This window comes from Stenotrophomonas sp. YJH_SMC_37 (assembly GCF_059370035.1).
Genome location: NZ_JCAFTG010000015.1, coordinates 58,668 through 70,614 on the forward strand (window position 1 = coordinate 58,668; position 11,947 = coordinate 70,614).

The 11,947-nt window shown below is 67.6% G+C and carries 12 protein-coding genes; 6 read left to right on the top strand and 6 right to left on the bottom strand.

Features of this window, described 5'->3' with window-relative positions:
- Positions 1-26 precede the first annotated feature (26 nt).
- From lptD to AC5P8J_RS17985, 6 genes are read left to right on the top strand one after another with little or no spacing between them, the layout of a single operon-like run.
- Positions 27-2,507, top strand: a complete 2,481-nt coding sequence (lptD, locus tag AC5P8J_RS17960; RefSeq protein WP_134732198.1) for an LPS-assembly protein LptD — start codon at positions 27-29, stop codon at positions 2,505-2,507.
- Complete coding sequence (locus tag AC5P8J_RS17965; RefSeq protein WP_019338102.1) at positions 2,504-3,850, top strand: peptidylprolyl isomerase; 1,347 nt, start codon at positions 2,504-2,506, stop codon at positions 3,848-3,850. The genes lptD and AC5P8J_RS17965 overlap by 4 nt, the downstream gene beginning before the upstream one ends.
- Positions 3,851-3,853: 3 nt before the next feature.
- A complete protein-coding gene (gene pdxA, locus AC5P8J_RS17970; protein ID WP_495217018.1) occupies positions 3,854-4,834 on the top strand; it encodes a 4-hydroxythreonine-4-phosphate dehydrogenase PdxA in 981 nt (326 codons plus the stop codon).
- Positions 4,831-5,634: a 16S rRNA (adenine(1518)-N(6)/adenine(1519)-N(6))-dimethyltransferase RsmA gene (gene rsmA, locus AC5P8J_RS17975; RefSeq protein ID WP_021203187.1), complete on the top strand. Its 804-nt coding sequence runs from the start codon at positions 4,831-4,833 to the stop codon at positions 5,632-5,634. The genes pdxA and rsmA overlap by 4 nt, the downstream gene beginning before the upstream one ends.
- Positions 5,635-5,647: 13 nt before the next feature.
- The gene (apaG, locus tag AC5P8J_RS17980) at positions 5,648-6,031 is read left to right on the top strand and encodes a Co2+/Mg2+ efflux facilitator ApaG/CorD (RefSeq protein WP_005412297.1); all 384 of its coding nucleotides are present in this window, start codon (positions 5,648-5,650) and stop codon (positions 6,029-6,031) included.
- 15 nt (positions 6,032-6,046) lie between these two features.
- Positions 6,047-7,069 carry a symmetrical bis(5'-nucleosyl)-tetraphosphatase gene (locus AC5P8J_RS17985; protein ID WP_134732202.1) on the top strand — a complete coding sequence of 341 codons (1,023 nt, stop codon included), beginning with the start codon at positions 6,047-6,049 and terminating at the stop codon, positions 7,067-7,069.
- A gap of 323 nt (positions 7,070-7,392) precedes the next feature.
- Here the strand turns inward: AC5P8J_RS17985 and AC5P8J_RS17990 are convergent, their stop codons facing one another.
- Genes AC5P8J_RS17990 through AC5P8J_RS18015 form a run of 6 tightly spaced genes read right to left on the bottom strand, consistent with a single transcriptional unit; the run spans position 7,393 to position 11,625 of the window.
- Complete coding sequence (locus AC5P8J_RS17990) at positions 7,393-7,884, bottom strand: dihydrofolate reductase (protein ID WP_134732204.1); 492 nt, start codon at positions 7,882-7,884, stop codon at positions 7,393-7,395.
- A 5-nt stretch (positions 7,885-7,889) separates the two neighbouring features.
- Positions 7,890-8,684, bottom strand: coding sequence for a thymidylate synthase (locus AC5P8J_RS17995; protein ID WP_495217019.1), 795 nt, complete (start codon positions 8,682-8,684; stop codon positions 7,890-7,892).
- On the bottom strand, positions 8,681-9,568 hold the full coding sequence (gene lgt / locus AC5P8J_RS18000; protein ID WP_134732206.1) for a prolipoprotein diacylglyceryl transferase: 888 nt from the start codon (positions 9,566-9,568) through the stop codon (positions 8,681-8,683). Before lgt ends, AC5P8J_RS17995 begins: the two co-directional genes overlap by 4 nt.
- Positions 9,569-9,619: 51 nt before the next feature.
- A complete protein-coding gene (locus AC5P8J_RS18005) occupies positions 9,620-10,114 on the bottom strand; it encodes a TPM domain-containing protein (RefSeq protein ID WP_005415340.1) in 495 nt (164 codons plus the stop codon).
- Positions 10,114-11,001 (bottom strand): TPM domain-containing protein, encoded by an 888-nt coding sequence (locus AC5P8J_RS18010; protein ID WP_346474835.1) that lies wholly within the window; start codon positions 10,999-11,001, stop codon positions 10,114-10,116. The genes AC5P8J_RS18005 and AC5P8J_RS18010 overlap by 1 nt, the downstream gene beginning before the upstream one ends.
- Positions 11,002-11,004: 3 nt before the next feature.
- Positions 11,005-11,625: a LemA family protein gene (locus tag AC5P8J_RS18015; RefSeq protein ID WP_012510094.1), complete on the bottom strand. Its 621-nt coding sequence runs from the start codon at positions 11,623-11,625 to the stop codon at positions 11,005-11,007.
- Positions 11,626-11,947: the final 322 nt, after the last annotated feature.

An 11,947-nucleotide genomic window follows, 5' to 3' on the forward strand; every position in this document is an offset into this window, starting at 1 on the left:
TCCGTTTTCGCCCGAATCCGAACCGCGTGCGCCGAGCCCTCCGCCTGCTTCCCCTGCCTCTGAGCATCGCCATCAGCCTTCCGGCAATGGCTGATGATAAGCCGCTCAACTGGGGCCTGTGCCCGGCCACCGACGTCATTCCCGCGTTCACCGACGCCCCCACGCCGGTCCCGGGCCAGGACAAGGCTGCCGCTGCGGCCGCCCGCGAGAACCAGCCGACCGACATCGAAGGCGACCAGCTGCTGGGTACCACCACCGTGCCGCAGTACGAGGGCAACGTGGCGCTGCGCCGGGGCGACCAGTTCGTCGGTACCGACAAGCTCAGTTTCGACACCGAGACCGGCAACTACATCGCCGACGGCAATGTCCGCTACCAGGACGGGTCGATCCGGATGGTCGCCAAGCGCGCCGAAGGCAACCAGGAAAGCGACACCCACAAGATCACCGACATCAAGTACCAGCTGGTGTCGCGCCGCGGCAACGGCGATGCCGAGTCGGTCGACCTGCAGGGCGCGGTCGGCCAGATGCACCGCTCCACCTACACCACCTGCGACCCGTCACAGCCGGTGTGGAAGCTGTCGGCGCCGCAGATCGAAGTGGACAACGACGAGGGCTTCGGCACCGCCCGCAACGCCGTGCTGCGGATCGGCAAGGTGCCGGTGCTGTGGGCGCCGTACTTCAAGTTCCCGATCGATGACCGCCGCAAGACCGGCCTGCTGTTCCCGCAGCTGGGCATGTCCGGCCGCAACGGTTTCGACTACGCGCAGCCGATCTACTTCAATCTGGCGCCGAACTACGACGACACGTTGACCCCGCGCTACATGAGCCGGCGCGGCCTGCTGCTCGACAACGAGTTCCGCTACCTCTACAACGGCGGCCGTGGCGAGGTGCTGACCAGCTACATGCCCAACGACAGGCTGCGCGACCGCGACCGCGGCCGGGTGATGTTCGACGGCTACCACAACGTGAACAGCCACTGGCAGGCCCGCGCCAACCTGGCCTGGGTCAGCGACGAGCGCTATGTCGAGGACTTCGCCAACCGCCTGGTGGGGGTGACCGCCTCCAACCTGCAGAGCACCATCGGCCTGTACGGTACGGGCACGAACTGGACGGCCGGCATCATGGCCGACCGCTGGCAGCTGACCGACTACACGCTTGACGAGAATGCCCTGCCCTACAACCGCCAGCCGCGGGTGTATTTCAACTGGAACAAGCCGATGCGGCCATGGCTGGAAACCGGCCTGTACGCCGAAGCGGTGAGGTTCACCCACGACGACGTGAACCTCAAGTACGGTGCCGATGCGGGCCCGGACCTGCAATACACCCGCACCGGCCAGACCGTGCGCGCCTATGGCGGCTCCCGCCTTGACGTCAAGCCGTACGTTTCCTTCCCCATCAGCGGCGCGGCCTGGTACATCACGCCCACCCTGGCGTACCGCTACACGGCCTACCAGCTGGACCGCGGCCTGGCCGACAGGATACGCAGCACCGTTCTGGCCTCGGAGGGCGTGGACGTGACCACCGCCACGCCGGAACAGCTGCGCGGCAACACCTCGCCCAGCCGCAGCCTGCCGATCGGCAGCATCGACGCCGGCCTGTTCTTCGACCGCGAGACCAGCATCCGCGGCAAGTCCTTCCTGCAGACGCTGGAGCCGCGCCTGTTCTACCTGCGCACGCCGTACCGCAACCAGGACGAACTGCCGATCTTCGACACCCGTGACTTCACCTTCAGCTGGGGCCAGCTGTTCCGCGATTCGCGCTACACCGGCGCCGACCGCCAGAACGATGCCAACCAGCTGACCCTGGCACTGAGTACCCGTTTCATCGACCAGACCACCGGCAAGGAGCGGTTCTCGGCCTCGATCGGCCAGATCCAGTACTTCGACGAGTCGCGGGTGACCGTCACGCCGGGCGGCGCGCCGGTGGAGAAGGGCAAGTCGGCGTGGATCGCCGACGGCAACTACATGATCAACGACCGCTGGACCCTGGGCGCCACCTACCAGTGGGACCCGAAGTACAAGCGCGAGGATCTGGCCAGCGTCCGCGCCCGCTACCTGATGCCCAACGATGGCGTGATCAACCTGAGCTACCGCTACCGCATCAACGCCGGCGCCCCGGCGACGGCCAGCAAGCATGACCGCACCCTGCTGGAGCAGGCTGACCTGTCGTTCCTGTACCCGCTGAATGCGCGCTGGAGCCTGGTCGGTCGCTATTACTACTCGCTGCAGGACAAGGAGCCGCTGGAAATCATCGGCGGCGTGCAGTGGGACAGCTGCTGCCTGGCCGTGCGCGTGGTCGGCCGCCGCTACGTCCGCAATCGCGAGGGCGAGATGAACAATTCCATCCAGGTGGAGTTCGTCCTGAAGGGCCTGAGCTCCATCGGCCAGGACACGGACCGCACCCTGCGCCGTGCTATCCTCGGCTACAACCGCGACGACCTCTATCTCGTGCCGCCCAGCAACACCGGGGTGACCCGCGATGACTACGATCCGAATCAGATCCCATGACCAAGCGCTTCCCCGTTCTTCTCGCCTCCCTGCTGGCGGTGTCCAGCGTGTCCGCCCCTCTGCAGGTGCTCGCGCAGGAGGCGCAGCCGTTGGACCGCATCGCCGCCGTCGTCGACGAGGACGTGATCCTGCAGAGCGAGCTCCAGCGTGCGATCGCCAACATCAAGGCGCAGTACGCCGGCCGTGAAAACCAGCTGCCGCCGGAAGACGTGCTCAGCCGCCAGGTGCTCGAGCGACTGGTGCTGGTCAAGCTGCAGGTCGCCCGCGCCCAGGGCAGCGGCATCCGCGTCAGCGACCAGGAGCTGAACCAGGCGATGAATGCCATCGCCCAGCAGAACGGCTCGGACCTGGATGCACTGCGCCAGCGCCTGGCCCACGACGGCATCGATTTCAACGATTTCCGTGCTTCGGTGCGCGATGAAATCACTGTGCAGCGCCTGCGCCAGAGCTTCGCGCAGAGCCGCATCAGCGTCAGCGAGGGTGAAGTGGACGCCGCGCTGAAGCAGCAGGCCACGGTGGGCAACCAGTACCACCTGGCACACATCCTGATCGCCCTGCCCGACGGCTCCAACGCCGACCAGATCGCCACCGGCCAGAAGAAGGCCGAGGGCGTGAAGGCCCTGCTGGACAAGGGTGAGCTGGACTTCAACGCTGCCGCCGTGCGTTATTCGGACAGCCCGAACGCGCTGGAAGGCGGCGATCTGGGCTGGCGCAGCCTGGATGAAATCCCGCAGGCCTTTGCCCAGCTGATGGAAAAGATGAAGCCCGGCGAAGTGGTCGGCCCGATCCGCGGCCCCAGCGGCTTCCAGTTGCTGAAGCTGGTGGAAGTGCGTGATGCCAGCGCCGCCAGCGGTGGCGCGCACACGGTCACCGAATACCACGGCCGCCACATCCTGGTGCGCGTGGACGATCACCAGACCGACGCTGCCGCCAAGGCCAAGATCGATACCCTGCGCGCCCGCATCGCCGGCGGCGCGGATTTCGAAACCGTGGCCAAGGAATCCTCCGAGGACAACAACAGCAAGGGCCAGGGCGGCGATCTGGGCTGGTTCCCGGTCGACGCGTTCGGTCCGGCGTTTGGCCAGCAGGTGGCCGGCATCCAGGACGGCGGCGTCAGCCAGCCGTTCCGCACCGATGCCGGTTGGCACATCGTGCAGCGCGTGGCCACCCGCCAGACCGACGTGACCAACGACAACCAGCGCGCCCAGATCCGCGAGACCATTGGCCGCCGCAAGCTGGAAGACGAGTACAACCGCTTCCTCCAGGAACTGCGTGGCGAAGCCTATGTCAGCTTCCGCAGCGGGGACCGCGCGGAAAATACCGCCACGCCGCCGCAGTCCTGACCGATGCGCCCCGAGCTCGCTCTGGTACCGGGCGAGCCCGCCGGGATCGGCCCGGAGCTGTGTGTCCGCCTCGTCCAGCAGCCGCGTGAAGATTGCCGGCTGCTGGCCTTCGCCGACCCGGATACCCTGCGCGCGGCCGCCGTCGCACTGAACCTGCCCCTGCAGCTGCTGCCCGAGGACGCCGAAGCCCGCGCCCCGGGCGACCTGCGTGTGCGCGCGGTGGCCAATGCCATGCCCAGCCACTTCGGCCAGGCCGACCCGGCCAATGCCGGGGCCGTCATCGGCGCCCTGCTCGCTGCCGGTCAGGCCTGCCTGTCCGGCGAACTGCACGGCGTGGTCACCGGCCCGGTGCACAAGGCGGTCATCAACGAAGGCGGCATCGCCTACAGTGGCACCACCGAACTGCTGGCCGACCAGGCCGGGGTGAAGGTGGTGATGATGCTGGCCAACCCCATCGTGCGCGTGGCCCTGGCCACTACCCACCTGCCGCTGCGCGAGGTGGCCGATGCGATCACCGCGCCCAGCCTGGAACACACCCTTCGCACCGTGCACGCCGCGCTGCGCCGCGAGTTCGGCCTGCCCGCGCCACGCATCGCCGTGCTCGGCCTGAACCCGCACGCCGGCGAAGACGGCCATCTGGGCCGCGAGGAACTGGACCTGGTCATCCCGCTGCTGCAGCGCCTGCGCGCGGAGGGCATGGACCTGGTCGGGCCGCTGCCGGCCGATACCGCGTTCCTGCCGGCCAAGCTGGCCGGTTTCGACACCGTGCTGGCGATGTACCACGACCAGGGGCTGCCGGTGCTGAAGTACTCCGGTTTCGAGCAGGCGGTGAACCTGACCCTGGGCCTGCCCTACCCGCGCGTGGCGGTCGACCATGGCACCGCGCTGGACCTGGCCGGCCGCGGCATTGCCGATCCTTCCAGCCTGCAGGCGGCAACGACGCTGTGTGCGCAGCTTGCGCGGCAACGTACACTGAGCGCATGAATTCCCCGCATTCCCCCTCCGGCCCGGTGTTCACCGCACCGGCCAAGAAGCAGCTTGGCCAGCATTTCCTGGCCGATCGCCACTACATCGACAAGATCGTGATGGCGGTCAACCCGAAAGAAGGCGATCGCCTGGTCGAGATCGGTCCCGGCCAGGGCGCGATCACCCTGCCGCTGCTGCGCGTGCATCCGAAACTGACGGTGATCGAGTTCGACCGCGACCTGATCGCGCCGCTGACCGCCGCCGCCGAGCCGCTGGGCGAGCTGACCATCGTCCACCGCGACGTGCTGCGCGTGGACTTCACCGAGCTGGCTGCCGGCCAGCCGATCCGCCTGGTCGGCAACCTGCCCTACAACATCTCCTCGCCGATCCTGTTCCATGCACTGGAACATGCCGCGGTGATCCGCGACATGCACTTCATGCTGCAGAAGGAAGTGGTCGACCGCATGGCCGCCGGCCCCGGCAGCAAGGTGTACGGCCGCCTCAGCGTGATGCTGCAGGCCTATTGCCAGGTGACCTCGCTGTTCGTGGTGCCGCCGGGCGCGTTCCGGCCGCCGCCGAAGGTCGATTCGGCCGTGGTACGGCTGGTGCCTCGTGACCCGGCCTCGATCAACATCAACGACCACGCCCGTTTCGCCGAGGTGGTCAAGGCCGCCTTCGGGCAGCGCCGCAAGACCCTGCGCAATGCGCTCAACAACGTCGTGACGGCCGAGCAGTTCGTCGCCGCCGGCGTGCGCCCCGATGCCCGCGCCGAACAGCTGGATGTGGCTGAATTCATCGCTTTGGCCAATGCCTCCTGATTACACTGCCGGTATGGAAGACGCTGACGTTTACGCCATTTCCGTCGAAGTCGCACCGCGCTTCCTCGACGACCAATCCGCGCCGGAAGACGGGCGCTATGCGTTCGCCTACACGATCCGCATCCACAACCAGGGCCGTGTTGCCGCGCGCCTGGTTGCACGCCACTGGCGCATCACCGATGCCAATGGCCGCGTCGAGCATGTCGATGGCGACGGGGTGATCGGCGAGCAGCCGCGCCTGCGTCCCGGTGAAGACTTCCACTACACGTCCGGTGTCATGCTGGGGACCGATCACGGGACCATGCAGGGCCACTACGACATGGTCGCCGACGACGGCACCGAATTCGCCGCGCCGGTCGCACCTTTCGTGCTGGCCATCCCGCGTACCCTGCACTGACACGGAGGCCGAACGATGAGTGTGTGGGCGATCGGCGACCTGCAGGGCTGCTACGACGTCACCCAGCGCCTGCTGGAGAAGATCCGCTTCGACCCGGCGCAGGACACCCTGTGGTTCTGCGGCGACCTGGTCAACCGCGGTGGCCAGTCGCTGGAAACGCTGCGGCTGGTGCATTCGCTGCGCGGGCACAGCGTGGTGGTGCTGGGCAACCATGACCTTTCGCTGCTGGCCGTCGGTGCACGCACCGAAGAGGAACAGCGCAAGGTCAATCCGGACCTGCTGCGCATCGTGCAGGCCGAGGACCGCGACGAACTGCTGGACTGGCTGCGCCTGCAGAAGCTGGTGCACGTGGATCGCGAGCTGGGCTGGATGATGGTGCACGCCGGCCTGGCACCGAAGTGGACCACGCAGATGGCCGAAAAGCATGCCGCCGAGGTCGAGGCGCAACTGCACGGTGCCGGCTACCGCAAGCTGTTCCGCAACATGTACGGCGACAAGCCGAGCTGGGCGCCGAACCTGTCCGGCTACGACCGTTCACGGGCGATCATCAATGTGCTCACCCGCATGCGCTACTGCACCCCGCGCGGGCGCATCGGCATCGAGGACAAGGGCACGCCGGGCACGCAGGAACAGGGACTGTACCCTTGGTTCGAAGTGCCAGGCCGGGTCGAGCGCGACCTGAAGATCGTCTGCGGCCACTGGTCGGCGCTGGGCCTGACCATCACCCAGGGCGTGCATGCCATCGACACCGGCGCAGTCTGGGGCGGCAAGCTGACCGCGATCCAGCTCGATACCGATGAACTGCGCGTGGTGCAGGTGCCGGGCCGCGATGTCCCCGCACCCGTGCCCAACGCACGCACGCCAGCGCGACCAGCACGCGAGCGCCCGGCTGCATCGGCGCAGGGCAGGGATCCGGGCGGGGCCAACGCCGCGGCCGCCAACCCGGGCAACCGTGGCCCGCGCCGTCGTCGTCGCCGTGGCGGCGGTGGGGGCGGCTCCGCAGGCCCTGGCAACAACGGGGCCCCGCCGCAGGCGTGACCTGATCGTTCCCGGCACCATGGACGGGTGCCGCTGCCCACTCCGGGCCCGGCCACCACCGGCGGTGGAAGCACCGCCCACGGTCCATCGCAGCCGTTGCGCGTCTTCGCCGCTGGGCGCAGCACGCGCGAAGAGGACCCGCGGTTCCAGCACGCCATCATCGGGCATTACCGGATGCCGTAGCGACAGCCCAGGCAGAGTCGACTGTCAGTCGACTATCGCGCGCAGCGCGGGTTTTTCGGGGGGCCGCCGAGAGCAGTCGACTAACAGTCGACTCTACCCCGTCGATATCCCCGTCGGTGTTTTCGTTGGTATTTGCGCGATCAGCGGCGCACGTAATGCACGAAGCGGAACGCGTAGACGTGGCGTTCGTCGGCCGGGTGCGGCTCGCTGCTGACTTCCCGCCAGTCCCGCATGTCGACTTCGGGGAAATGGGTATCGGCAGGCACTTCGGCATCGACCCAGGTCAGGTACAGGTCGCTGGCTTGGTCGAGCAGCTGGTGGAAGATCTCGCCGCCGCCGATGATGCACAGCTCGCGGGCGCCCTCGCCTTCGGCAATCGCCTTGGCCTCGTCCAGCGACGCCACCGCGCGCATGCCCGCGAACGGCACCTGGCCGCTGCGGGTCAGCACCAGGTTGATCCGTCCCGGCAGTACGCGGCCGATCGACTCGGCCGTCTTGCGCCCCATCAGGATCGGCTTGCCCAGGGTGAGCGCCTTGAAGTGCTTGAAATCATCCGGCAGGTGCCAGGGCATGGCATTGCCCTGGCCGATGCCACGGTTGCGGTCCAGCGCCACGATCATCGACAGCTTCATGGCACTCACACCGCCACCGGCGCCTTGATGGCCGGGTGCGGATCGTAACCGTCGATGCGGATGTCGTCGAACCGGAAGCCGAACAGGTCGGTCACCTCCGGGTTCAACCACAGCTTGGGCAGCGCGCGCGGTTCGCGCGCCAGCTGCTCGCGGGCCTGCTCGAAGTGGTTCGAGTACAGGTGCGCGTCACCCAGCGTGTGCACGAAGTCGCCCACTCCCAGGCCGGTGGCCTGCGCCACCATGTGGGTCAGCAGCGCATAGCTGGCGATGTTGAACGGCACGCCGAGGAAGATGTCGCCGCTGCGCTGGTAGAGCTGGCAGCTGAGCTTGCCGTCCACCACGTAGAACTGGAACAGGTTGTGGCACGGCATCAGCGTCATCTGCGAAAGCTCGCCCACGTTCCAGGCGCTGACCACCAGCCGGCGCGAATCGGGGTTGCGCTTGATCTCGTCCACCAGCCACTGCATCTGGTCGATCTCGCGGCCATCGGCGGTGGCCCAGCTGCGCCACTGCTTGCCGTAGACCGGGCCGAGGTCGCCGTTCTCATCGGCCCACTCGTCCCAGATACGTACCTGGTTGTCCTTCAGGTAGCCGATGTTGGTATCGCCCTTCAGGAACCACAGCAGCTCGTGGATGATCGAGCGCAGGTGCAGCTTCTTGGTGGTGACCAGCGGGAAGCCTTTGTTGAGGTCGAAGCGCATCTGCCAGCCGAACACGCTGCGGGTGCCTGTGCCGGTACGATCACTCTTCTCCGCGCCATGTTCCAGCACATGCGCAAGCAGATCCAGATAGGCCTTCATGCCTTGCCCTCCGCAGCCATCACCGGTTGCGGCTGCAGCACGGGTGCGCGGCGCGACATCACCAGCAGCACCAGGCCGAAGGCGATCAGCGGCAGGCTGAGGATCTGGCCGCGGGTCAGCCAGTCGAAGGCCACGTAGACGCCGTTGTCGGGCATGCGTACGAATTCGACGGCGAAGCGGAACAGGCCGTACATCAGCGCGAACAGGCCGCCGACCAGGTAGCGGTGGCGCGGCCTGGCCGAGACCGTCCACAGCACCACGAACATCACCAGGCCTTCCAGCAGCGCTTCATACAGCTGCGAGGGATGGCGCGCGAACTGGTTCAGCGCGCCGGTGGCGAACTGCGCCTGCAAGGTGGCGTGGTCGAGCTGGTTCAGCGGCGCCGGCAGGCCGGACGGGAACACCACGCCCCAGGTACCGTCGGTGTACTTGCCCCACAGCTCGGCGCCGATGAAGTTGCCGATGCGACCAAAACCCAGGCCCAGCGGCACCAGCGGCGCCATGAAATCCATGGTGTCGAAGAAGTGCAGGCGGTGCTTGCGCGACCACCACCAGCAGGCGCCCAGCACGCCCAGCAGGCCGCCGTGGAAGCTCATGCCGCCATCCCATACCTTGAACAGCAGCAGCGGGTTGTGCAGGAAATCGCCCAGCGCGTAGAACAGCATGTAGCCGATGCGCCCGCCCAGCACCACGCCGAGCATGGCGTAGAACAGCAGGTCGGAGAAGCCGTTGGCGTCGACGCCCGGCAGGCGACCGGCGGCGATGCGCGTGCGTCCCAGCAGCCAGGCAGCGGTGAAGCCCAGCAGGTACATGATGCCGTACCAATGCACCTTGATCGGCCCCAGCGAGAGGGCGATGGGGTCGATGTCGTGGAAATAGATCATGGAAGGTGCCTTGCGGTTGAACGCCTATTCTCGGGCCAGTGCCGCCCCGGCTCAACCAAGAAGCTGGGGCGAGTTCGGCAACGCGTCATCGTTCGACCGGGTCGAGGCCGGAAAGTGCCCTTCGATCAGGCTGGAGACCTCGTCGATGGCATCCTGCAGCGCTTCCACCGGATTGGAACCACGCAGGCCCTCGCGCAGATGGGTGCAGACCCGCTGCCACTGCGCCGGGCTGACCCGGCCATGCAGGCCGCGGTCGGCGACGATCTCGATGGCATGGTCGGCCAGCAGCAGGTAGATCAGCACGCCGTTGTTGTGGGCGGTATCCCAGGTGCGCAGGCGTGCGAAGGCATGCTCGGCGGCCTGCCTCGGGGTGACCTTGTGCCACAACGCGGCCAGCGGCAGATCGGCCTCCACCGCGAACATCACCTGACCGCCGTGGCGCTGCTCACCGGCGGCGATGGCCTCGGTGATCGCCTGCAGCGTGGCTGGCGGGAACGCGCGACGTACCGACGGCGAACATACATGACGGAACAGACGTTGGATCATCACCAGCCTCCCGAAGCGCCACCGCCACCGGAACGGCCACCGCCGCCGCCCCAGCCGCCACCACCGCCGAATCCACCACCACCGCCGAAGCCGCCTCCCCCGCCCCAGCTGCCGCCGCCCCAGCCACCACCGCCGGCAAAGCGCCCCGGGTGGCCGGAGAGCATCGCCACGATCAGGCCAACCACGCCGGCCAGGCCACTGGCCAGCAGGGTGGAGGTGAACAGGAACGCCGCCACGGCTGCGCCAGCGCCGCCGAGCAGGCCACGCAGCGGGCGCGGCACGCGCGCGAACACGCCGCGCAGGATGCTGCCGGCGAACACGCCGATGAACAGCGCCAGGAACCAGGTGTCGCCGCCACCGCCGGGCTCGCGCCCGCGATGACCGCTGACCGGTGCCGGCAACGCTTCGCCATCGATCAGCTTGACCAGCACCGCGGTGGCATCGGTGATGCCCCCGGCGTAGTCGCCGCTGCGGAAGCGTGGCACCAGGTACTCCTGGATGACCCGGTTGGCGATGGCATCGGGAATCGCGCCTTCCAGGCCGTAGCCCGGCTCGATGCGCACGCGCCGGTCGTCCTTGGCCACCACCAGCAGCACCCCGTCATCCACGCCCTTGCGGCCGATCTGCCACTGGTCGAAGACCCGCGTGGTGTACTGGGCGATGTCTTCCGGCTGGGTGGTGGGTACCACCAGCACCTGCAGCTGGCTGCCCTTGCGCTGCTGAAGGTCAAGCGCCTGCTGTACCAGCGCCTGCTTCTGCGCGGCATCCAGCGTGCCGGTGGTGTCGACCACCGGCGAATCCAGCGCCGGAACCGGCGCCAGCTGCTGGGCGTGCGATGCCAGCGGCAGCCATAGCAGCAGGGCCAGCAGCGCAGTGGCCAGGCGCATGGGTCAGTGGCCCGGCTGCGGTGCCGGCTGCTGCTGCGGCGCGCTGCCGAAATCGACCGCCGGCGCGTTGGAGATCTGCGCTTCGTTGTCCACGGTGAAGTTCGGCTTGGTCTTGTAGCCGAAGATCTTGGCGGTGATCACCTGCGGGAACGAGCGGATGTAGGTGTTGTAGTCCTGCACCTGCTGGATGTAGCGGCCACGGGCGACGGTGATGCGGTTTTCAGTGCCTTCCAGCTGGGCCTGCAGGTCGCGGAAGTTCTGGTCCGACTTCAGCACCGGGTAGTTCTCGGTGACCACCAGCAGCCGCGACAGCGCGCTACCCAGTTCGCCCTGGGCCTGCTGGAACTGCTTGAGCGAGGCTTCGTCATCGGCGTTGACGTTGATCTGGCCGACACGCGAGCGGGCGTTGGTGACTTCGGTCAGCACGCGCTCTTCCTGGCTGGCAAAGCCCTTCACCGTCTGCACCAGGTTGGGCACCAGGTCGGCGCGCCGCTTGTACTGGTTGAGCACTTCGGACCAGCTGGCCTTGACCGCCTCATCCTTCTGCTGGATGGCGTTGTAGCCGCAGCCGGACAGCAGGGAGGCCAGCAGCATCAGGGGCAGGACACGGGTGAACAGGCGCATGGCGGAGGTTCCGGGTGGGCTTGGCGCTGAGCATGCCATGGTTCGGGTGAAAGACCGGCCATCGGGCGCCGCCCCCTCCGCGGTGTGGTCCAGCCAGCTCGGGGTGGGCCGGGAGGGTGGGTCGGCTGGGGGCCGCTGCAAGTACGTCCATGTAAGCTCGGTCGCCGCATCCATGCGGCTCACTGATCTGGCCCCCCGTCAGCGGACGCCAAGAAGCGATACTTTGATCGCACCTGGAGGTCCCTTATGTCCCGTATCACCCGTCGTAGCTATACCGATGAGTTCAAGCACCAAGCCGTGGAGTTGGCCGAGTCGCTCGGGC